General features: G+C 63.9%; 22 protein-coding genes. 12 read left to right on the forward strand and 10 right to left on the reverse strand.

Annotated elements, in window-relative coordinates:
* Positions 1-13: 13 nt before the first annotated feature.
* Together HNQ95_RS22400 and HNQ95_RS22405 are read right to left on the reverse strand one after the other, a co-directional pair.
* Entirely contained in the window at positions 14-757 is a 744-nt protein-coding gene (locus HNQ95_RS22400; RefSeq protein ID WP_182575275.1) for a DsbA family protein, read from the reverse strand.
* 143 nt (positions 758-900) lie between these two features.
* Positions 901-1,398, reverse strand: a complete 498-nt coding sequence (locus HNQ95_RS22405; protein ID WP_067964536.1) for a DUF721 domain-containing protein — start codon at positions 1,396-1,398, stop codon at positions 901-903.
* A 56-nt stretch (positions 1,399-1,454) separates the two neighbouring features.
* On the opposite strand from HNQ95_RS22405, the gene mutY reads away from it, so the two are divergent.
* Together mutY and HNQ95_RS22415 are read left to right on the forward strand one after the other, a co-directional pair.
* On the forward strand, positions 1,455-2,579 hold the full coding sequence (gene mutY / locus HNQ95_RS22410; protein ID WP_182575274.1) for an A/G-specific adenine glycosylase: 1,125 nt from the start codon (positions 1,455-1,457) through the stop codon (positions 2,577-2,579).
* Positions 2,576-3,187, forward strand: coding sequence for an HAD family hydrolase (locus tag HNQ95_RS22415; protein ID WP_182575273.1), 612 nt, complete (start codon positions 2,576-2,578; stop codon positions 3,185-3,187). Before mutY ends, HNQ95_RS22415 begins: the two co-directional genes overlap by 4 nt.
* Positions 3,188-3,335: 148 nt before the next feature.
* Here the strand turns inward: HNQ95_RS22415 and HNQ95_RS22420 are convergent, their stop codons facing one another.
* Positions 3,336-4,469 (reverse strand): site-specific DNA-methyltransferase, encoded by a 1,134-nt coding sequence (locus tag HNQ95_RS22420; RefSeq protein WP_067964541.1) that lies wholly within the window; start codon positions 4,467-4,469, stop codon positions 3,336-3,338.
* A gap of 172 nt (positions 4,470-4,641) precedes the next feature.
* Here HNQ95_RS22420 and HNQ95_RS22425 point away from each other — a divergent pair, with 172 nt between their 5' ends.
* Both HNQ95_RS22425 and HNQ95_RS22430 read left to right on the forward strand, forming a co-directional pair.
* Positions 4,642-5,331: an HAD family hydrolase gene (locus tag HNQ95_RS22425; protein WP_182575272.1), complete on the forward strand. Its 690-nt coding sequence runs from the start codon at positions 4,642-4,644 to the stop codon at positions 5,329-5,331.
* Positions 5,332-5,347: 16 nt separating this feature from the next.
* Complete coding sequence (locus tag HNQ95_RS22430; RefSeq protein ID WP_182575271.1) at positions 5,348-6,637, forward strand: glycosyltransferase family 4 protein; 1,290 nt, start codon at positions 5,348-5,350, stop codon at positions 6,635-6,637.
* Here the strand turns inward: HNQ95_RS22430 and HNQ95_RS22435 are convergent.
* The gene (locus tag HNQ95_RS22435) at positions 6,634-7,515 is read right to left on the reverse strand and encodes an alpha/beta fold hydrolase (protein ID WP_312874165.1); all 882 of its coding nucleotides are present in this window, start codon (positions 7,513-7,515) and stop codon (positions 6,634-6,636) included. The two genes, HNQ95_RS22430 and HNQ95_RS22435, sit on opposite strands and share 4 nt — an antisense overlap.
* A 107-nt stretch (positions 7,516-7,622) precedes the next feature.
* Between HNQ95_RS22435 and HNQ95_RS22440 the strand changes: the two genes are divergently transcribed.
* Positions 7,623-8,204 carry a CGNR zinc finger domain-containing protein gene (locus HNQ95_RS22440; protein ID WP_182575269.1) on the forward strand — a complete coding sequence of 194 codons (582 nt, stop codon included), beginning with the start codon at positions 7,623-7,625 and terminating at the stop codon, positions 8,202-8,204.
* Positions 8,205-8,208: 4 nt separating this feature from the next.
* Here the strand turns inward: HNQ95_RS22440 and HNQ95_RS22445 are convergent, their stop codons facing one another.
* The gene (locus tag HNQ95_RS22445; protein WP_182575268.1) at positions 8,209-9,090 is read right to left on the reverse strand and encodes a LysR substrate-binding domain-containing protein; all 882 of its coding nucleotides are present in this window, start codon (positions 9,088-9,090) and stop codon (positions 8,209-8,211) included.
* A 140-nt stretch (positions 9,091-9,230) separates the two neighbouring features.
* On the opposite strand from HNQ95_RS22445, the gene HNQ95_RS22450 reads away from it, so the two are divergent.
* A complete protein-coding gene (locus HNQ95_RS22450; RefSeq protein WP_182575267.1) occupies positions 9,231-9,926 on the forward strand; it encodes an FMN-dependent NADH-azoreductase in 696 nt (231 codons plus the stop codon).
* 100 nt (positions 9,927-10,026) lie between these two features.
* Here HNQ95_RS22450 and HNQ95_RS22455 read toward each other — a convergent pair whose 3' ends face one another.
* The gene (locus HNQ95_RS22455; RefSeq protein WP_067964554.1) at positions 10,027-10,623 is read right to left on the reverse strand and encodes a hypothetical protein; all 597 of its coding nucleotides are present in this window, start codon (positions 10,621-10,623) and stop codon (positions 10,027-10,029) included.
* Positions 10,624-10,750: 127 nt separating this feature from the next.
* Here HNQ95_RS22455 and thrC point away from each other — a divergent pair, with 127 nt between their 5' ends.
* From thrC to HNQ95_RS22475, 4 genes are read left to right on the forward strand one after another with little or no spacing between them, the layout of a single operon-like run.
* Positions 10,751-12,148 (forward strand): threonine synthase, encoded by a 1,398-nt coding sequence (gene thrC / locus HNQ95_RS22460; protein ID WP_182575266.1) that lies wholly within the window; start codon positions 10,751-10,753, stop codon positions 12,146-12,148.
* A 14-nt stretch (positions 12,149-12,162) separates the two neighbouring features.
* A complete protein-coding gene (locus tag HNQ95_RS22465) occupies positions 12,163-13,455 on the forward strand; it encodes a M16 family metallopeptidase (RefSeq protein ID WP_067964558.1) in 1,293 nt (430 codons plus the stop codon).
* Positions 13,456-13,470: 15 nt separating this feature from the next.
* Positions 13,471-14,067: a GNAT family N-acetyltransferase gene (locus tag HNQ95_RS22470; protein WP_067964560.1), complete on the forward strand. Its 597-nt coding sequence runs from the start codon at positions 13,471-13,473 to the stop codon at positions 14,065-14,067.
* Between the two features lie 2 nt (positions 14,068-14,069).
* A complete protein-coding gene (locus tag HNQ95_RS22475) occupies positions 14,070-16,958 on the forward strand; it encodes an EAL domain-containing protein (RefSeq protein WP_067964562.1) in 2,889 nt (962 codons plus the stop codon).
* Here the strand turns inward: HNQ95_RS22475 and HNQ95_RS22480 are convergent.
* Positions 16,949-17,557, reverse strand: a complete 609-nt coding sequence (locus tag HNQ95_RS22480) for a YqgE/AlgH family protein (protein WP_067964563.1) — start codon at positions 17,555-17,557, stop codon at positions 16,949-16,951. The genes HNQ95_RS22475 and HNQ95_RS22480 overlap by 10 nt on opposite strands.
* Positions 17,558-17,705: 148 nt before the next feature.
* On the opposite strand from HNQ95_RS22480, the gene HNQ95_RS22485 reads away from it, so the two are divergent.
* Both HNQ95_RS22485 and HNQ95_RS22490 read left to right on the forward strand, forming a co-directional pair.
* Entirely contained in the window at positions 17,706-18,512 is an 807-nt protein-coding gene (locus HNQ95_RS22485) for a protein-disulfide reductase DsbD domain-containing protein (protein ID WP_210283838.1), read from the forward strand.
* 135 nt (positions 18,513-18,647) lie between these two features.
* Entirely contained in the window at positions 18,648-19,133 is a 486-nt protein-coding gene (locus HNQ95_RS22490) for a peroxiredoxin (protein WP_154386006.1), read from the forward strand.
* 72 nt (positions 19,134-19,205) lie between these two features.
* Here HNQ95_RS22490 and rnhA read toward each other — a convergent pair whose 3' ends face one another.
* From rnhA to ispH, 3 genes are read right to left on the reverse strand one after another with little or no spacing between them, the layout of a single operon-like run.
* Complete coding sequence (rnhA, locus tag HNQ95_RS22495; RefSeq protein WP_067964568.1) at positions 19,206-19,655, reverse strand: ribonuclease HI; 450 nt, start codon at positions 19,653-19,655, stop codon at positions 19,206-19,208.
* A complete protein-coding gene (locus HNQ95_RS22500) occupies positions 19,652-20,614 on the reverse strand; it encodes a homoserine kinase (RefSeq protein WP_182575265.1) in 963 nt (320 codons plus the stop codon). The genes rnhA and HNQ95_RS22500 overlap by 4 nt, the downstream gene beginning before the upstream one ends.
* Positions 20,614-21,624, reverse strand: coding sequence for a 4-hydroxy-3-methylbut-2-enyl diphosphate reductase (gene ispH, locus HNQ95_RS22505; protein ID WP_067964572.1), 1,011 nt, complete (start codon positions 21,622-21,624; stop codon positions 20,614-20,616). Before ispH ends, HNQ95_RS22500 begins: the two co-directional genes overlap by 1 nt.
* Between the last annotated feature and the right edge of the window lie 73 nt (positions 21,625-21,697).

A 21,697-nucleotide genomic window follows, 5' to 3' on the forward strand; every position in this document is an offset into this window, starting at 1 on the left:
TGCCATGAGCCTGTCAGAGCATGCCGTCGATAACCGCCGACATTTCCTCAATCGTCATTGCCCCCTTGTAGACTTTCCCGTTGATGAAGAAGGTCGGCGTCGAGTCGACCTTGAAATCGTTCTCGCCGCGGGCGCGCACGGCTCTGATATCGTCCAGAAGCTTCTGGTCAGTCAAGCAGGCCTCGAACGACTCCTGTGTAAAGCCGGCGAGCTTGGAGATCTGCAGCAGCGCATCCTTGGGGTTCTGCGACCCGGCCCAGCTCTGCTGCTGCTTGAACAGCACGTCGACCATCGGGAAGTAGTTGTCCTTCGAGCAGCGTGCCAGCATGAAGCCGGCCTCGGCCAGCGGGTCGAAGGGGAACTCGCGATAGATCAGGCGAGCCTTGCCGGTGTCGATGTACTTGGTCTTCAGCGCCGGCAGCGTCGTCTCGTGGAAATGCGCGCAATGCGGGCAGGTCATCGAGGCGTATTCGACGATGGTGACGGGTGCATCGGCCTTGCCGAGCTGCATGTCAGGCAGGGTGCCGGCTTCGAGCAGCTTGGCCATGTCGACCGAGCCCTGTGCCTCGGGCACCTTCACCGCCTGGGCAGGCGTTGCGGGTGCGGCCGGCGTGGCAGCCGGCGTCGCCGGCTCGGCAGGCTTGGGCGTTGCTGCGTTGGCCTGCTCGCCGGAGTCGCTGCAAGCGGAGAGCAGCGCCGCGGCCGAAACGGCTGCGAGCCCGGTAAGTGCGGTCCTGCGAGAAATCGAACGAAGCATACGAATCACCTGACGATGGTTGGATTTTGCAATGTGCGGTTACGTGAAAGCGATAGTTGGCGCGAATTAAGGCATGGCTGTCCCCAAACCAATCGCAATTTGCCGCAGTTTCAATCACGAAAGCGCGAGAAAGCCGGCATTTTCTACTTTCGGCTGCCCAGGATGCTCGCGCCCAGCTTTTCCAGCGACGCTCGCAGTCCTTCATCCTCGATGAGCCTTACTGCGCCGGTAAGCTTGCCCTGCTCCGCATCGGTCAGCTTGCGCAGGCGTGGACGCGGCTTGGCACCCGTGTTCGCCACCGGCTTCTGCACGATGCGGATGCGTCCGATGGCGTTGAAGCCGAGAAAGGAATTGACCCTGCTGATGATCTCGCCGGTTTCATGCTGGAGATGGAGTGCTGCCGGCCCCGAACAGGCGACGATCAGCACCGCCGGCTCGAACGGATCATCCTCATGCATGCGCCGCGGCCACTGGATCTTCTCGGGCCGCGTGTTGTGGGCCAGGCGTGGGCCGACGATCTCTTCCCAGGACTGGACAAGCCCGACGGAGATGCCGGTGCGCTTGCGCAGGACGGGATCGAGGATGGCGCTTGCCAGATCGCTGACCGGAACGGGATTGCCCGTCCATCTTTTCCCTGCCATGTCGTTCTCCAGGTAACCTTGTCGACATGTAAAGCCGAAGGCAGTTCCGACCACCAATGGCATCCCCAGCACCGACCCGCAAGCATGCCGACGCCGCCGACAACAGGATCGCCGCCGATCTGCTCGGCTGGTACGATGCCAACCATCGCGAACTGCCCTGGCGGATGCCGCCGCGTGAGCTCGCCAAGGGCCTGAGACCCGATCCCTACCGCGTCTGGCTGTCGGAAATCATGCTCCAGCAGACGACCGTCGAGGCGGTGAAACCCTATTTCAGGGCCTTCCTGGAGAAATGGCCCGACGTGTCGGCACTTGCATCAGCCGAAACCGAAGACGTCATGAAGGCCTGGGCCGGCCTCGGATATTACTCCCGCGCCCGCAACCTCAAGCTCTGCGCCGAGACTGTCGCCGCCCTGCCCGGCGGCCAGTTTCCTGAAACGGAGGATGGTCTGCGCGCCCTGCCCGGCATCGGGCCGTACACGGCGGCTGCCATCGCTTCCATCGCCTTCATGCGGCCTGCGGCAGTGGTCGACGGCAATGTCGAGCGCGTGGTCACACGGCTGTTCTCGATCTCGACGCCGCTGCCGGAGGCCAAGCCGGAAATCCGTGCCCATGTCGAACGCATGCTGGCTGTCGCACGGCCCGGAGATTTCGCCCAGGCGATGATGGATCTCGGCGCCACCATCTGCACGCCGCGCCGGCCGCGCTGCATGTTGTGTCCGCTGCGCGCCGATTGCAGCGCGATCGTCAATGGCGACCCCGAGCTCTATCCGGTCAAGCCGCCCAAGGCCGACAAGCCGATGCGACGCGGCGCTGCCTTCGTCGCCGTCACGCCTGATGGCTCCGTGTTGCTGCGCAAGCGCTTGGGCAAGGGCTTGCTCGGCGGCATGACCGAAGTGCCAACGACAGGCTGGACCTCGCGCATCGACGGCGCGACGGACACAGACAGCGCGCCTTTTCCCGCCCAATGGCGACGCGCCGGCAGCATCAACCACGTCTTCACCCATTTTTCGCTCGACCTCGAGGTGTTCCGCGCCGACGTCGCCTCGCGAACCGCGCTCGACGGCCATTTCTGGTCGGCGGCAGACGAGCTCAATGGCGAAGCCTTGCCAACGGTCATGAAAAAGGTCATCGAAGCTGCCATACCCGGCGCAATGAAACGAGCACACCAGGGAAAGTCATGAGCGAGATCCGCCACATCGTCTACGACATCGGCAAGGTTCTGATCCATTACGACCCAGATATCCCTTTCAGCCGTATCATTCCCGATGCAGTCGAGCGGCGCTGGTTCTTTGACAATGTCTGCACCAGCGAGTGGAATATCGAGCAGGACCGCGGCCGAAGCTGGGAAGAAGCCGAGGCATTGCTGATCGCCGACTTCCCCGAGCATGAAAAGAACATTCGCGCCTTCCGCCTGCACTGGCACGACATGGTGCCGCATCACTATGAAGACAGCGTCGCGCTGATGGAGGGTCTCGTCGCTGCCGGCCACGACGTCACCATGCTGACCAACTGGGCCTCGGACACGTTCCGCGAGGCGCGCGGCCGTTTCCCGTTCCTCGAAACGCCGCGCGGCGTGACGGTTTCAGGCGATGTCGGCCTGATCAAGCCGGACCGCCGCATCTATGACCTGCATGTCGAGACCTTCGGCCTCGACCCAAAGGCTTCGCTGTTCATCGACGACAGCCAGAAGAACGTGAATGCCGCCATCGACGCCGGCTGGCAGGCGGTGCTGTTCACAAATGCGAAAACGCTCGAGGCGGACCTCGAGCGTCTCGGGATCGGACGGTGACTGGAAACCGGCCGATCGGCGAACCCGGACTGGCTAGTTTGGCTGCCGGAATTCGATTGCTATGGCAGGCGCGGCGCGGTCGCTGAAGGTCCAGAACCGGCGACCGATGATGCCTGCGCGCGCCGGACGGTCCGGCGCGGCTGAAGCTTCAGGCTCCCGCCTTTTCCATGCCGACACGGACGATGCGGCGCAGTTCGTCGATCTGGGTCAGTCCGCCGGCACGCTCATAGTGCCAGAAGGTCCAGCCGTTGCAGGCGTCGAGCCCCTGCACTGAAGCGCCGACGCGGTGGATCGAGCCGGCGGTGTCGCCGATCGCCAGCGTGCCGTCGGCGCGGACCTTTGCCGCCCAGCGTTTCTTGGCATCGTACAGCGTCGCTCCAGGTGCCAGCAGGCCCATGTCGAGCAGGCTGCCGAAAGCGACACGCGGCTCGGCGCGCTTGCCGGTCAGCACCGTCAGCGACGGGCCGTCGAGCGGACGCACCGAGGCGATGCGCTCGTTGGCGGCGTCGATATAGGCCTGTTCGCGCTCGATGCCGACGAAATGGCGGCCGAGACGCTTGGCAACCGCACCCGTCGTTCCCGAGCCGAAGAATGGATCGAGCACCACGTCGCCCGGCTTGGTCGAGGCCATCATGATGCGGGCCAGAAGCGCTTCCGGCTTCTGCGTCGGATGCAGCTTGTTGCCGTCGTCGTCCTTCAGGCGCTCGCCGCCGGTGCAGATCGGAAACAGCCAGTCCGAGCGCATCTGGACGTCGTCGTTGGAGGCCTTCAGCGCGTCGTAGTTGAAGGTGTAGTTCTTGCCCTTCTGGTCGCGCGAAGCCCAGATCATTGTCTCATGGGCGTTCTGGAAACGGCGGCCGCGGAAGTTCGGCATCGGGTTGGTCTTGCGCCAGACGACGTCGTTGAGGATCCAGAAGCCGAGATCCTGCATCGTCGCGCCGACGCGGAAGATGTTGTGATAGGAGCCGATGACCCAGATCGTGCCGTTGGGCTTCAGCACGCGGCGGGCGGCAAGCAGCCAGGCGCGGGTGAAGGCGTCGTAGGCGCCGAAGCTCTCGAACTGGTCCCAGTGATCGTCGACCGCGTCGACCTTCGACTGGTCCGGACGATGCAGGTCACCGTCGAGCTGCAGGTTGTAGGGCGGGTCGGCGAAGATGACGTCGACGGAGTTCGCCGGCAATTTGTCGAGCGCCGCCACGCAGTCGCCCTTGATGATGGTGTCGAGCCATTCGGACGGCTTTGGCGTGCGGGAAAGCTGGTCGAGAGGACGCACTGCTGACATTCTGATACCCGGGATGACGCGTTACTATTTACTCGCCGTTATGGTTACCGATCAGCGTAAACAATTGATGAAGCGAGCGTTCTAATTTGCGGATCGGGCTGGAATGGTGTAGTTGCCGCGCCTTGAACTTTTCCGTCCGCGCCCCGACGGCGCCCCAGCTTCCCGGACTGCCATGACCCAGCCAGACCTAGTGATATTCGATTGCGACGGCGTGCTCGTCGATTCCGAAATCATCGCCGCCCGCGTCGAAGCGGAACTGCTGACCGCAGCCGGTTTTGAGATATCTGCCGAAGAGATCGCCGAGAGTTATGCCGGCCTGACCTTCAAGGACATCATGCTGAAGATCGAGGAGAAGGCGGCGATCCCCTTCCAGGCCTCGCTGATCAGTCAGGCCGAGGAGCTTGTCGACCGCAAGCTGAAGACCGACGTGCGCGCCATCGACGGCGTTCACGAGGCCGTTGCCGCCGTCACCGCGCCGCGCTGCATCTGCTCCAACTCGACCAGCGAACGCATCGAGATGATGCTCGAGCGCACCCGCATCCTGCCGCTGTTCAAGGGCAGCATCTTTTCGGCGCTGGAAACGCCGAGCAAGAAGCCGAAGCCCGCGCCCGATGTCTTCCTGCACGCCGCAATGACCTATGGCGCCGACCCGGCCAGGACCTTTGTCATCGAGGATTCGGTGCACGGCATTTCGGGCGCCGTTGCGGCCGGCATGCGTGTCATCGGCTTCACCGGCGGCGCCCACAGCTATCCCGGCCATGCCGACGCGCTGACCGAAGCCGGCGCCGAGACGGTGATTCGCCGCTGGACCGACCTTGGCGGCGTGATCCGGGCACTCAGCATGTGGTCGGAACACGCCTGACGAACGCGGCCGCGCAATGAGCAAGCGGCTGCTGCTGATCAGCGAGAGCGTGGGGACGCCGACGCCGGCGCGCGGCATTCTCAACTACAGCGCCGGCCTGCTCGCCTGCTGCAAGCGCCTCGGTGTCGAAACGACGCTGCTCGTCGAGACGCAGCAAGCGGCCCCGTCGTCGCCTGACGAGATCATCCGCTTCCTCGTCGAAGGCACGGTCGATGGCGCTATCCGTCACAGGCCGCATTGGAAACATCTCTACGTAAAATACGTCCAGTCGCGGCGCCAACGTGACCGGTCTGCGGTCTTCTCTCGACTGCCGGTGCGCAAGCTGGTCCCTGCCGCGACGCCGGGCCCCACGGAGATAGACAAGGCAGCGCCGCACCTCGCCTGGATCGATGCCTTCATGCCCGTCGCCGGCTTCTACAGCGACAGTACCTTGCGGGCGTCCTATGACTTGCCGCCTCCGACTGTCGACGCACGCGGCTTCGACATCGTGCTGATGGACGCCTTCCACTACGTGCAACCGGTCACGGACCAAGGCGCGCAGGTCGTGCTGGTGATCCACGACCTCATCCCGCTCGACGAGCTCTCGGGACGCTACAGGTTCACTTTCGACCAGAAATTCAGGACGGCTCTCGACCAGGCGACCGAGTTGATCTTCGTCTCGGCAGCAACCAGGGACGAATTCAACAGCCGCTTTCCCGACCACGCTGCAAGACTGCCTGCGTCGCTCTTCCCGCCGGTCATTCGGCCCGATCTTCAGTCGGCCGCACAGACTGCAAGCGCCACACCGAAACCAGAGCGGCCGAGATTCGTCTCGATCCTCTCCAACGAACCGCGCAAGAACATCGCCCTTCTGGTCGAAGCCTTCGCCGGCATGGCAGACCGTGCCGAGCTGGTGATCATAGGCAACGTCCCGGCCAGCAATTTTCCACGCGCCGGCACAAACGTCCGTTTCGTCGGCCAGATTACCGATGACCACAAGGCCGAGCTGCTGCGCTCGGCCTCGGCCCTTGTCTTTCCAAGCCTGAGTGAAGGCTTCGGCATTCCCATCGTCGAAGGCGCCTTGTTCGGCCTGCCGGTCATCTGCTCGGACCTGCCGGTCTTCCGCGAGATAGCAGGCGATCTGGCGATCTTCTTCGATCCGCGCAGCGTCGCAGACCTCGTCCGGCGGCTGGACGAGGTCGCCTCGAGCCCCGCCCGTTTCGGGCAGCAGACGGCAGCCCTGCGTGACCGCTGCGTCGCCAGATATGGGGTGGAGGCCGCAACGGCGAGGCTGACAAAACTCCTCGCCTTGCGACAGGGCAACTAGCTGCCGGACCACGTCCGATCGATAAAATCGGCGATCAGCGGCACGATTTCGGGCAGCTTCTCCTCCAGGGCGAAATGCCCGGTCTGAAACAGATGCAGTTCGGCCTCCGGCACGTCGCGAAGGAAGGCATGGGCGCCCGGCTCCGGGAAGAACGGATCGTCCTTGCCCCAGACGACCAGCGTCGGCGGCTGGTGGCGCCGCAGCCAGGCCTGCCATTCGCCGTAACGCGCGACGTTGCTGTGGTAGTCGAACGCCAGGTCGACCTGCGGCTGCTTGCGACCGGGCTGGTCGAGGAAATGCTGGTCGAGCGTCCAGCCGTCCGGCGCCAGCAGTTCCAACTGTCCGACACCGGTCTCGTACTGGAAGCGCGTGCCTGAAAGCGTCAGCAGGTCTCGGATCTTCTGCTCCGCGTCGGGCTGATCCGGCCGCAAGGCGATGAAGTCGCGGGCACCGTCCGACAGGCCCTCTTCATAGGCATTACCATTCTGGACAATCAGGCCGGCAAACCATTCAGGATGCCGCGTCGCCAGGCGAAAACCGACCGGCGCGCCAAAGTCGAAGAGATAAGCGACGAAGCGGTCCAGCCCCAGTCCCTTGACGAAGCCTTCCATCGTGTCGGCGAGGCGGTCGAAGCTGTAGCCGAACGTGCCGCCGGCGCTTGTCGGGAGCGGCGCGTCGCTGTGGCCAAACCCGGGATAATCGGGCGCGATGACCCGGTAGCTGTTGCCAATGGCGTCGATCAGTCGGCGGAACTGGTGCGAAGCCGAGGGAAAGCCGTGCAGCAACAGCAGTACCGGCGCGTCAAGGCCGGCCTGGGCCGGGATCGACTCGCGGTAGAAGACGCGGATGCCATCGACGTCGAGATAACGATGGGCCACGCGAGGAAAAGCCAGGATTGTCATTTCACATGCCTTCAATGTAGAATTACGCATTAGCAATCTTGGCTGAATCACCTAATGTGTCAATGGCAATTTTTGGAGTTAGCATGAGCGCCGACATTCCCCCTCTCACCGGCGAGCTGCTCGGGCTGGACCTGATCAACACGCGCGCACGCAGCGGCACCGACAGCATCGACCATCTGGCAACGCCTGACGGGTTGCGGACCTGGGTGGCGCTGCAGGGCGAGCGGCTGGCACAATATGGCGGGAATGTTCTGGCAGAGGCGTCGCAAGCCGACCTCGCCGCCATTCACGCGGTGCGCAAAACTGCGAGCCAGCTCGTCGACAATATCAGGCACGGCAAGGCGCCTTCAGACGCCAGCCTGCGCGAACTCAACCGGACGCTGTCTGCTGCGCCGGTTCATCTCGAACTGCGATGGTCGGGGTCGTCACTGGTGGTGGCGCCAAGGCGCACCGGCTCGGTCATCGCCGATCTCGCCGCGCATCTTGCCGAAGCAGTGGCACTTGTGCTGACCGACCCCGGCGTCGGCACCATCCGCAAATGCGAAGCCGAGGATTGCACCATGCTGTTTCTGCCGGCGAGCAGTCGCCGACGCTGGTGTGCTGCGGCGCGCTGCGGCAACCGCATGCGCGTCGCGCGCTACTACCAGCGCCACAAGGACAGCTGAACGTTCAATGCCCTGAACCCAGCGCATCGAGCAGCCACTCGCTCAGCATGCGCACCTCCGGTCGCGGCGTCCTGGGATGGACGAGGTGGAAATCATAGCCGTCGATCGCCGGCCCGAACGGCTGGACCAGAACGCCTGACGCAAGATCGTCGGCGACGAGCACGAGGCTGAGCAGCGCCACGCCCTGCCCGGCCACCGCCGCCTGCACGGCATGGCCGTCGTCGTTGAAGCTGATGCCGGCATCGGCGTCGACGCCGTCAACCGCAGCCGCGTCGAACCAGCGCCGCCATGTCGGCGTGTCGGCATTCGGGTGCCTCCATCGCGAATGGAGCAGCGTGACATGGCGCATGTCGTCAAGCGTCTTCAAGCCCAGGCGGGCACTGCACACCGGCGCGAAGCGATTGGCCATCAGCCAGGTCGAACTGAGATCCGGAAAGGGCCCGCGACCATACCGCACGGCAGCGTCGGCGATGCCGGTGCGAAAATCGACAGGATCGTCCGACGCATGCAGGCTGAGGTCGACAGTTGGATATCGCTCACGGAACGACGCCACCCGTGGCACCAGCCAGCGCGCGGTGAATGAGGTCGTGGCCGAAAGCGTGACCACGCTGCGGCGGCGCTCCGAGACACGGTCGAGCGCTTCGGCGAACGCGTCGAAACCGTCGCGCAATACCGGGTAAAGCTCACGCCCCTCACGCGTCAGCACCACCTGCCGCGTGCGGCGATCGAACAGCCGCAAGGCCAGAGTTTGCTCCAGCAGCCTGATCTGATGGCTGATGGCGGTTGGCGTAACGCCCAGTTCCCAAGCGGCCTGCTTGAAGCTCGCATGACGGGCGGCGGCCTCGAAGGCACGCAGCGTCGCAAGCGGAGGCAGTTGGCGATGCATGATTTCAACTCATCCATTGCATGACGAATTCGATTTCGCCAGGCACCATATCACCCATTATTTTCATATGGAACGTGAGCGGCACGCCACCGCACCGCGCGCGCTCACATGAATTTCTCTATCTTATAGGAACCCTTGAAATGACCCGGATCCTGCATATCGACGCCAGCGCTCGACCACATTCTTCAGCCGAGAATCCGTTCGGATCGCACAGCCGGCGCCTAGGTGCGCGTTTTGCGCTGGCATGGCGCACTGCCCATGGCAGCGATGAAAACATCGTCTATCGCGACGTCGGCCAGCAGCCGCCACAGCCGGTGTCAGGCGCCTGGATCCACGCCGCGTTCACCAAGCCGGAGCAACGCCTGCCTTGGATGAGCGAGACGCTTGCCGAAAGTGATGGCTTGATCGACGAGTTGCTTGCGGCCGACATCATCGTTGCCGGCGTGCCGATGTACAATTTCGCGCCGCCGGCACAATTCAAGGCGTGGATCGACAACATCGTGCGGGTCGGCCGCACCTTCGGCTTCGACCGGTCGCGGCTAGGCGATCCCTACTGGCCGCTGCTCGCCGGCGCCGGCAAGACACTCGTCATCCTGTCTTCGCGCGGCGACCACGGCTATGGCAAGGGCGGCAGGATCGAGGCGCTCAACCACGTCGAGGCCAGCATCGCGACCGCCTTCAACTACATCGGGATCACCGACATCAGGTCGGTGGCAATCGAGTTCGACGAATTCGCCGACGCCAGACTAAAGGCATCGATCGAAAAGGCCGAAGCCGAGGTCGACGCGCTTGTCGAGACACTGGTCAGGGAACGACAGCAGCGAAACGCCGCTTGAGGCATTGCCGGCGCCTGCGTCCTCCTTTGGACGCGGGCGCTTCTGGCATGCGAACCGGTGCTGCGTGCTTCGCGGCGCTCCGGATCGTCTGGCCGAGACGTTACTGCTGGGCGGGCTTCTTCGCCGGACCTTCGTCGTAGCCGACATAGATCACGATGTCGCGCGCCGTCGGATTGGGGATGTTGATGTTCGGCACGGTGAACACCCACTGTGTCGCCACCGACGGATCGGTCACCTGCACGGCGTTCTTGTGCAGCTCGGAATAAAGCACCTCCTCGCCACGGGTCACCGCGACGCGGATCGGCATGGTGATCGTACCGGCACCGCCGGCAGGACCGACAACGACCTTGCCGGCAACGCCGACCTTGATGGTCATCGTGCCATCGGCGCGCGTGCAGCTGCGGGTGACGTCGGTGATCGCCGACTGATGGACGAGCTTTGCCGGGTCGTCCTGGCCGCCCTTGGCATAGCTGTTGAAGAAGGCGGTGCCGTCACGCAAGGTGATGTTGGGGCAGTAGGCAAGCAGTTCGCTGGCCAGGATCTTGCCCTCTTCGGCCGCGATCACCTTGGGATCCTTCGGGGCGGGAGGGCTAAAAAAGCCGCCGCTGCCGCCTGATTGGCAGCCTGTGACGGCGAGCATAAAGCCGGCGGTCGCCAAAGCCGTCAGAAAACGGCCGTCGATCAAACGAAACACCATGAACTGCACTTCCCTCTCGCAAAGCAGTCGTTCTATATCAACCGCGCGGCAAAAATGCGACTGACGGAGCGCAGTTTTCCCGTCCTGCCGACAGGCAGCAGGTCGCATAGCCTTGGATTGGATAGATATGCACTATGTGAGCACCCGTGGGGAAGCGCCCACGCTCGGATTTTCTGATGCTGTACTTGCCGGCCTGGCACGCGACGGCGGCCTTTACCTCCCGGCGCAGTGGCCGACTTTCAGCCCCGCCGAAATCCGAGCGATGCGAGGCCTGAGCTATCCTGATCTCGCGATCAAACTGCTGACCCCGTTCCTCGGTGGCGAAATCAAGCCTGATGTCTTCGAGCGCCTGGTTCGCGAAGCCTATGGCACGTTCCGCCACGAAGCGGTCTGCCCACTGGTCCAGACCGGCGCCAACAGCTTCGTGCTCGAGATGTTCCATGGTCCCACCCTCGCCTTCAAGGACGTCGCCATGCAGCTCCTGGCGCGGCTGATGGACCATGTGCTTGCCGAACGTGGCCAGCGCGCGACCATCGTCGGGGCAACCTCGGGCGATACGGGCGGCGCTGCGATCGAGGCCTTTGCCGGGCGCGAACGCACCGACATCTTCATCCTGTTTCCGCATGGCCGCGTCTCGCCGGTGCAGCAGCGCCAGATGACCACCTCCGACGCCGCCAACGTGCATGCGCTGTCGATCGAAGGAAACTTCGACGACTGCCAGGGCCTGGTGAAGGACATGTTCAACGACCACGGCTTCCGCGACCGTGTTCAGCTGTCGGGCGTGAATTCGATCAACTGGGCCCGCATCATGGCCCAGATCGTCTATTATTTCTCCTCCGCCATCTCGCTCGGCGCCCCCGACCGGCCGGTGTCGTTCACCGTGCCGACCGGCAATTTCGGCGACATCTTCGCCGGCTATGCCGCCAAGAAGATGGGACTGCCGATCGACCAGCTGGTCATCGCCACCAACGACAACGACATTCTCGACCGCACGCTGAAGAGCGGCGAGTACCGCCAGACCGGCGTGGTGGCCACCACCTCGCCATCGATGGACATCCAGGTTTCGTCCAACTTCGAGCGCCTGCTGTTCGAGGCTTCCGACCGCGATCCAGCGGTGGTGCGCCGCTACATGGCCAGCCTCAAGCAGTCCGGTGCATTCACCATCGAGGCCCCGGCGCTGGCTGCGATCCGCGGCGAGTTCGGTGCCGGGCGCGCCGACATGACCGAGACCGCAGCGACCATCCGCGCGACGCTCGACAAGAGCGGCTACCTGCTCGACCCCCACACAGCGACCGCCGTGCATGTCGCGTCCAGCCTGCCCAAAAGCGATGTGCCAATGGTCGTACTCGCCACCGCGCACCCGGCAAAGTTCCCCGCCGCCGTACTTGCAGCCAGCGGCATCGAGCCTGCTTTGCCAAAATGGCTGTCGGGGCTGATGGAACGTAAGGAAAAGTTCACGGTACTTCCATCAGAGATAAAAATGGTGGAAGATTACATTAGCCGCCGCACACGAGTGGCGGATTAGGGAGTACGCGTAACATGGGTGTTGAGGTAAGCCGTCTGTCGAACGGCCTGACAGTGGCCACTGAAACACTTCCAAGCGTAGAGACAGTCGCTCTCGGCACATGGGTCAAGTCCGGCGCGCGCAACGAGCGTGACGACGAACATGGCATGGCCCACCTGCTCGAGCACATGGCTTTCAAAGGCACCAAGAACCGGACCGCCTTCCAGATTGCCTCGCAGATCGAAAATGTCGGCGGCGAAATCAACGCCGCCACATCGGTCGAAACGACCTCCTTCTACGCCCGCGTGCTGTCAGACGACGTGCCACTGGCCGTCGACATCCTGTCCGACATTCTCCAGGATTCGGAGTTCGACCCGGACGAGCTCGAACGCGAGCAGCACGTCATCCTGCAGGAAATCGGTGCCGCGCACGACACGCCGGACGACATCGTCTTCGATCGCTTCACCGAAACCGCTTTCCGTCACCAGACCATCGGCCGTTCGATCCTCGGCACGCCGGAGACGGTGAAATCCTTCACCTCCGCCAATCTTCACGACTTCATGACCCGCCAGTACGGCGCTGAGCGGATGGTCGTGGTCGCTGCCGGCGACGTCAAGCATGACGAGTTCGTCCGCCACGTCGAAAAGCGCCTCGGCAACTTCCGCTCCAAAGCCGAAAGCGCCATTCCGCAGTATGCGCAGTATGTCGGCGGCGACTTCCGCGAAGACCGCGACCTGATGGACGCGCAGATCGTGCTCGGCTTCGAAGGCCGCGCCTACCATGTGCGCGACTTCTACGCCTCGCAGGTGCTGTCGATGATCCTCGGCGGCGGCATGTCCTCGCGACTGTTCCAGGAAGTGCGCGAGAAGCGCGGCCTCTGCTACTCGGTCTATGCCTTCCATTGGGGCTTTTCCGACACCGGCATCTTCGGCATCCATGCCGCCACCGGCCAGAGCGACATCGCCGAACTGATTCCCGTCATCATCAACGAGCTGCAGCGGACCGGCGAGAACATCCTGCTCGAAGAGCTGGACCGCGCCCGCGCGCAGTATCGCGCCGGCCTGATCATGTCGGCCGAGAGCTGCTCCAGCCGCGCCTCGCAGATCGCGCGCCAGCTCCTGCTGTTCGGCCGTCCGATCGCCAAGGAAGAGCTGATGGAACGGCTCGGCGCACTCACCGTCGACCGCCTGACCGACCTGTCGTCGCGGCTGTTCTCGACCCGCCCGACCATCACCGCGGTTGGTCCCGTCGGCACGCTGGCGCCTTACGAATCAATCCTGGACTCGCTGCCGGGCGCACAGGCAACCGCCCGCAAGCTCGCCGTCTGAGCAGCATTTGCACGCATGTTCTCGCTCTCGCTTTTTCGCCGCGATACCCCGGCACTGAGAGGCGAACGCGTCAATCTGCGCCTGCCAAACTGGCGCGACTATCACGAATGGGTCACGCTGCGCGGGGAAAGCCGCTCTTTCCTAGAACCGTGGGAGCCGCGCTGGGCGCCCGACGAACTCGACCGTTCAGCCTGGCGCATTCGCCTTGCGCGCTACCAGGACGAATTCATCCAGGGCACCGCGGCTGCTTTCTTCATCTATGAAAATGCGAGCGGCAAGCTCGTCGGCGGCATCACGCTCGGCAACATACGCTACGGCGTCGCCCAGACAGGGCATATCGGCTACTGGATCGGCGAGCGATATGCCGGCCGGGGCCTGATGGTCGATGCCCTCAAGCTGGTCGTGCGGCATGCCTTCGATACGCTTCGGTTGCACCGGATCGAGGCTGCCTGTATCCCCGACAACGCACGCTCCGTACGCGTGCTTGAAAAAGCCGGATTCCGGCGCGAAGGACTTTTGCGATCCTACCTCAGGATCAACGGCGAATGGCATGACCACTACCTCTACGCACTGATTGCGGACGACCCGCAAGCTGTCACCATGAAGGCCTGAACTTGTCGAAGCATTTCCTGCTGGCGCCGTTGTTTGCGCTCATCGTTTCCGTTGTCGCGAGCGTCTGTGCGGTGTCGCAGGCCTTGGCCGTGGAGCCGATCAAGATCTCCCGTGACGACGTCGCGCTCAACCTCACGGGCGCGGTCGAGATCTACAGGAATCAGGGCGAGAACTTCCAGGTTTCCACGGCCCCCGGCGCCGACGGCATCGTGCGCCGCATCGAGGTTGAGGCCAACGACCAGCGCTCCAGCGGCGACTGGGCCGTCTTCGCGCTCGCCAACACCACCGACCAGCAGCTCGATCGCCTGATCGTTGCGCCGCACTTCCGGCTTGTCGGCTCCGGCCTGTTCTGGCCCGACCTCGGCTCCAACCGCCTCACCGCCATCACGCCTTCCGAAGGCCTCGCTGTCGACCGCCAGGCGAGCCCCGACGCCGACGTCTTCCTGGTCACGCTCAACCCGGGTGCCGTCGTCACCTTCATCGCCGAGCTTGCTTCACCCAAGCTGCCGCAGGTCTATCTGTGGGATCCGGAATCCTACAAGGACACCGTCAATTCCTACACGCTGTTCCGCGGCATCGTCATCGGCATCGCCGGCCTGCTCGCGCTGTTCCTGACCATCCTGTTCGTGGTCAAGGGAACCTCGATGTTTCCAGCCACCGCAGCGCTTGCCTGGGCGGTGCTTGCCTATATCTGCGTCGACTTCGGCTTCCTCAACAAGGTCATCGAGGTATCCCCCGGCAACGAGCAGATATGGCGAGCGGGCACGGAGGTGGCGCTCGCCGGCACCTTCGTCGTGTTCCTGTTTGCCTATCTCAACCTCAACCGCTGGCATGGCCATTTCAGCTATGGCGCCTTCGTCTGGATCATCGGCCTGTTCCTGATCGCCGGCGTCGCCATCATCGATCCGGCAGTTGCCGCAGGCATCGCGCGCATCTCGTTTGCGGCAACCGCGCTCACCGGCCTCGGCCTGATCGTCTATCTCAGCATTCGCGGCTATGACCGCGCCATCATGCTGGTGCCCAGTTGGGCGATGGTGCTGATATGGCTCAGCGGCTCGTGGATGGCGATAACAGGCGTCCTCGACAACGACATCGTCCAGCCGGCGCTCGGCGGCGGCCTGATCCTGATCATCCTGTTGATCGGCTTCACCGTCATGCAGCACGCCTTCGCCGGCGGCGGCGCCCATCAGGGCCTGTTCAGCGACATGGAACGGCAGGCACTCGCCATCTCCGGCTCCGGAGACATCGTCTGGGACTGGGACGTGCTGCGCGACCGCGTCGTCACCCGTCCCGACGTCTCGGTCCAGCTCGGCCTTGCGCCGAACAGCCTGGGCGGTGCTGCCCGCAACTGGCTGCCGGTGCTGCATTCCGACGACCGCGATACGTTCCGCACAACGCTCGACGTCGTGCTGGAGCACCGCCGCGGCCGCGTCTCGCAGAGCTTCCGCCTGCGCGGCGCCGACGGCCACTACCACTGGTTCCAGCTCAAGGCGCGGCCAGTCATCGGCTCCGATGGCGAGGTCATCCGCTGCGTCGGCACCATGGTCGACGTCACCGAACAGAAGAAATCCGAAGAGCGCCTGCTGCACGACGCCGTGCACGACAACCTGACCGGCCTGCCCAACCGCGAGCTGTTCATGAACCGGCTCGAGGCGATCATCTCGATCGCCCGCACCGAAGAGAAGGTCCGCCCGTCGGTGTTCGTCATCGACATCGACCGCTTCAAGCAGGTCAATGACGGCCTGGGCATTTCGGCCGGCGACACCATCCTTCTGACCATCGCCCGCCGCCTGCACCGGCTGCTCAAGCCCAAGGATTCGCTGTCGCGCTTTGCCGGCGACCAATTCGCGCTGATGCTGTTGTCGGAACAGGATCCGTCGCGCATCGCCGCCGTCGCCGACGCCATCAAGCAGGCGATCAAGGCGCCGATCACCTTCGCCAAGCGCGAGATCGTGCTGACCGCCTCCGTCGGCCTGATCACCTGGACAACCGCCCAGGCGACCGCCGAGGACATGGTCAAGGACGCCGAACTGGCGATGCACCAGGCCAAGCGTTTCGGCGGCGACCGCATCGAACCGTTCCGTCCGGCCTTCCGCACCGTCGGCACCGATCGCCTGCAGCTCGAATCGGACCTCCGCCGCGCCATCGAGCGCAAGGAATTCACACTGGCCTACCAGCCGATCGTGCGACTGGAAGACGGCAGCGTCGCCGGCTTCGAGGCGCTGCTCAGATGGGACCACCCGCGTCGCGGCATGATCCCGCCGGGCGATTTCATCCCCGTTGCCGAGGGCTGCGGCCTGATCGTCCAGCTCGGCCTGTTCGCAATGCAGCGCGCCGCCGAGGATCTGGCCGACTGGCAGAAGCAGATCAGCGACGCGCCGCTGTCGGTGTCGGTCAATCTGTCGAGCCGCCAGCTCATCCGCCGCGACCTCGTCAGCGATGTCCGCTCGGTCATCGCACGGGCCAATCTCAAGCCACGCTGCTTCCGCCTGGAGCTGACGGAATCGCTGGTCATGGACAATCCCGAGCAGACCAACCACGTGCTGACCAAGCTCAAGCAGCTGGGCATCGGCCTGTCGCTCGACGATTTCGGCACCGGCTATTCGTCACTCGCCTATCTTACCCGCTTCCCGTTCGACACCATCAAGATCGACAAGAGCTTCGTCGACGACACCTCGCCCAAGCGCGCGGTGCTGCTCAAGTCGATGGTCAACATGGCGCATGAGCTTGGGCTATCGGTGGTCGCCGAAGGCATCTCCGACGAGAGCGACGCGCTCGAACTGCGGCAGATGGGCTGCGAATATGTGCAGAGCTTCATGTTCGGCGCACCGGTTCCCGGCGACCAGGCGCTGAAGATGCTGAAAGAGCAGTATCCGCTTGCTCAGGCGTGACCGGCAGCGCTGCTGAGCCGCGCAAGGTCGATGCCGAGCGTGGCCAGGATGCGGTCGTATTTGCGGTCGATGTCGGTGTCAAACAGAAGCTCCGACGTCGCTGGGCAGGTCAGCCAGCCATTCTCGGCGATTTCGCTTTCGAGCTGGCCGGCGCCCCAGCCGGAATAGCCGAGCGCCATCAGCGCATGGCGCGGCCCGCGCCCGGCGGAAATGGCGCGCAGGATGTCGACGGTCGCCGTCAGGCAGATCTCTTCCGAGACAGGCAACGAGGACTCGACCTTGTAGTCGTCGCTGTGCAGCACGAAGCCGCGGCTGCGGTCGACCGGCCCGCCATTGCGGACGATGAAGTCCTTGGCCTTGCCAGGCAGCCGGATCGCTTCCTGCTCGTCGAGGATCCCGAGTTGCACAAGCAGATCAGGAAACAGCAGCGGCTGGACCTGGTTGATGATCAGACCCATGGCGCCTTCGTCGCTATGGGCACAGATGTAGATCACGGCACGCGAGAACCTGTCGTCCTTCATCCCCGGCATGGCGATGAGGAACTGATCGTCGAGAAAACCGCGCTGCGAGGCGCCCTTTTTCTGGCGTAAGAGGTCCATGGCTTGAAGGTAACGCGTTTCCTGCCGTCTTGAAAGATGGCGCACGGCGCGACGCATTCATCTTTTGACAGGCAACGTCACGCAAAAATGATGCGATGTGTTGGCGCCCCCTGTTGCGGACGCTGCGGGAGGCTATCAAATCACCGCCATGAAAATTGCGCTCCACTCCGCGATCGGCCTCTGCGCGGCATTGCTTGCCGCTGCCCCGGCCCACGCCTCCTCGTCAGCCTGGTTCGAAGCCGATGGCGGCCGTTTCCGCTTGGTCACCTCGGGGGTGCCTGATGCATCCGGCAAGCTGCAGGGCGTGCTCGACATCGAGCTCAAGCCCGGCTGGAAAACCTATTGGCGGGACCCCGGCAATTCCGGCGTGCCGCCGCAGATCGACGTCTCGGCAAGCCGCAACGTATCGGGCGTCGACCTGTCCTACCCGGCGCCGCGCCGTCATGACGACGGCTATGCCAAATGGGCCGGCTACGACCACTCCGTGCGCCTGCCCGTGAGCTTTACCGTCACCGCCCCGGGCGAACCGGCGACCATCACCGCCAACGTCTTCCTCGGCGTCTGCGAGACGATCTGCGTGCCGGTGCAGGCCACGCTTGAGGTCGATCCCGCCGCCGATCCCGACAATCCAGGCGATGCCATCCTGGTGAAGACGGCGCTTGCCGCCCTCCCCGGTGCCGCACAACAGGACTTCGGCGCCACGCTGGAGCCGACCGAAGGCGAGCATGTCTCGATCACCGCGACGGCGCCTGGTCCCGCCGATGCGCTGGATGTCTTCGTCGCCGGCGTCGACGGCTACGTCTTCGGCACGCCCGAGCGGCACATAGAGGGCGGCAAGGCGGTGTTCACCGTCAAGCTGCTCGAACGCCCTGACACAAAGCCAGCCGGCAAGGGACTGCCCTACACGCTGACAAGTGCTGCAGGCGCCGTCGAGGGATTTTTGCCCTATCCCTGACTTTTTACCCTATCCCTGAAAAGGGCTGTCCAGCTTCCTATATCCAGCTGGCCATTGGACGCGGGCGACATCTGCGCTAGGTGATTGCCGCGTCCTTCCGATTTCAACTCGAACTCTACGCTTACGAGGAAATTCATGACCATTTCGATCGGCGACAAGCTGCCAGCGGCCACGTTCAAGACGATGACCGCCGATGGCGCCAAGAGCATCAGCTCCGATGAAATCTTTGCCGGCAAGAAGGTCGTGCTGTTTGCGGTACCGGGCGCCTTCACGCCGACCTGCAGCAACAACCACCTGCCCGGCTATGTCGAGAACCATGACGCGATCATCGCGCGCGGCGTCGACACCATTGCGGTGGTTTCGGTCAACGACGTCCATGTCATGGGCGCCTGGGCCCGGTTCAGCGGCGGCGAAGGCAAGGTGCAGTTCCTCGCCGACGGCAGCGGTGATTTCGCCCGCGCCATCGGCCTCGACACCGACCTTTCGGCCGCCGGCATGGGCCTGCGCTCGAAGCGTTATTCGATGATTGTCGAAGACGGCAAGGTCGCCCAGCTCAACCTCGAGGGCGCACCCGGCCAGGCCGTCGATTCGGGCGCGGCCCGCATTCTCGAACAGCTCTGACTGACACAGCTCCAAGACTGAAAAGGGCGCGCGGCCTTACGGCGGCGCGCCCACTCGGGTCTGGCAGAAGGCCTATGCCTTGCGGCCACTCTTGAACGGCGCCATACCCTCACGCGCCAGCTCGTCGGCGCGTTCGTTCTCAGGATGGCCGGCATGGCCCTTGACCCAGTGCCACTTGACCTTGTGACGCCTGTTGGCCTCATCAAGCGCCTGCCACAGCTCGCCGTTCTTGACCGGCTTCTTGTCGGCGGTCTTCCAGCCGTTCTTCTTCCAGCCGTGGATCCATTTCGAGATCCCGTCCATGACGTATTTGCTGTCGGTGTGCAGGTCGATCTCGCACGGCTCCTTGAGGGAGTTCAGGGCAGATATGGCAGCCAGCAACTCCATACGATTGTTGGTGGTCTCCGCCTCGCCGCCCGACAGCTCCTTGACCTTGGCCTTGTAGCGCATGAGCGCCCCCCAGCCACCCGGACCCGGATTGCCCGAGCAGGCGCCATCGGTGAAAATTTCAACTTGCTTCATTTCAGTCCGTATTCCTGGGCGGTCTTGATCGTCCGGTGGAAGCGCATGCGGCGGATGTATTCCGACGGGTCACGCTTCATCACCAGCCCGCCGTCCGGCACCGTCAGCCAGTCGTAGAGCCGCGTCAGCATGAAGCGCAGGGCCGAGCCGCGCGCCAGGATCGGCAGCGCTGCCTTCTCGTCCGCGCTGAGCGGGCGGACGCTCTGATAGCCGTCCAGCAGGGCCGTGCCCTTGGTCAGGTTGAAGGAAAAATCCTTCTCGAAGCACCAGGCATTGAGGCAGGTGGCGAGGTCGTAGGCGTAGGCGTCGTTGCAGGCGAAATAGAAGTCGATCAGGCCCGACAGATTGTCGCCGAGGAAAAACACATTGTCCGGGAACAGGTCGGCGTGGATGACGCCCGACGGCAGGTTCTTTGGCCAGTTCTTCTCGAACTCGGCAAAGTCGGCGTCGACTTCGCAGGCGAGCCCGGGCTCGACTTCGTCGGCACGTGGATGTGCAGCATCCCAGAGCTTGCGCCAGCCATCGATGGCGAGCGAATTCGGCCGCGTCATCGCAAAGTCCCTGCCGGCGATGTGCAGTTCGGCCAGCGCCCTGCCGACCTCGCGGCAATGCACGACCTGAGGCCGGCGCAGCCACATACCTTCCAGGAAGGTGATGATGACGGCCGGACGGCCGGCCAGCGTGCCGATGACATTCCCGTCCTTGCCGTCGACCGGCAGGGGGCAGGAAATGCCCTTGTGGGCAAGATGCTGCATCAGGCCGAGGAAGAACGGCAGGTCCGCCTTGTCGACTCGCTTCTCATACAGCGTCAGGATGTATGACCCTGTCGTCGTGTGCAGCAGGAAGTTGGTGTTCTCGGTCCCCTCGGCAATGCCCTTGTAGGACAGCAACTCGCCGACCGGATAATTGCGCAGGAACGCTTCGAGTTCGCCCTCGCCGACGTCGGTATAGACAGCCATCAGCCGTTACCGTTGACGAAGGCCATGTCGGCTGGCGTCAGCTCGACGTCGCGCAATACCCGCATCACCGGAAACTCCTCCGTCTCGGTCGCCGTGATGGCGAGTTCCACGTTCACCTCGAAGCGTTCGCGGAAAGCGTTGATGATCTCGTCGACGATGATCTCAGGCGCCGAAGCCCCCGCCGACAGGCCAAGCGTAGCGATGCCGCCGATGTCGTTCCACGGGATCTCCGACGCGCGCTGAACCAGCAGCGACATCTTGGCCCCTGCCCGCTCGGCGACTTCGACGAGGCGGCGCGAATTGGACGAGTTGGGCGCGCCGACGACGAGATAGAGGTCGGAGCCCGGCGCCGTTTCCTTGACCGCGTCCTGGCGGTTGGTGGTGGCATAGCAGATCGATTCGGCGGCAGGCGCCTCCATCGCCGGGAACTTCTCCTGCAGCGCCTTGAGGATGCCTGCGGTGTCCTCCACCGAAAGCGTCGTCTGGGTGACGAAACCAAGGGCTGCCGGATCGGCCGGCGTGAAATTGCGGACGTCGGCCTCGGTTTCGATCAGCGTGACCGCACCCTCGTCCAGCTGGCCCATGGTGCCGATCACCTCGGGGTGGCCGGCATGGCCGATCAACAGCACGTGGCGGCCCTTGCGCTGGTGGCGCATCGCCTGCTTGTGCACCTTGGAGACCAGCGGACAGGTGGCGTCGAGATAGAACAGGTTGCGCGCCACCGCATCCGCCGGCACCGACTTCGGCACGCCATGGGCGGAAAACACGACCGGCGCGTCGTGATGCTCGTCGGGGATCTCGTTGAGTTCTTCGATGAACACCGCGCCGAGATTCTGCAGCCCCTCGACGACGTAACGGTTGTGCACGATCTCGTGGCGGACATAGACCGGCGCGCCGTATTTCTTCAGCGCCAGCACGACGATCTGGATCGCCCGGTCGACGCCGGCACAAAAGCCGCGCGGCTGGCAGAGCCTGATCGTCAGGGGCGGTTTGGCAATCGTCTGGAGCATCTGATCCGCTTCTTCGTTCAGGGCCGAAATGATGTCTGTGCCCCCTTGCTGTCAAGGGAGGCTGAAGCACCGC

Origin of the sequence: Aminobacter ciceronei (assembly GCF_014138625.1) — a bacterium.
In the GTDB taxonomy this organism is placed as follows: Bacteria; Pseudomonadota; Alphaproteobacteria; order Rhizobiales; family Rhizobiaceae; genus Aminobacter; species Aminobacter ciceronei.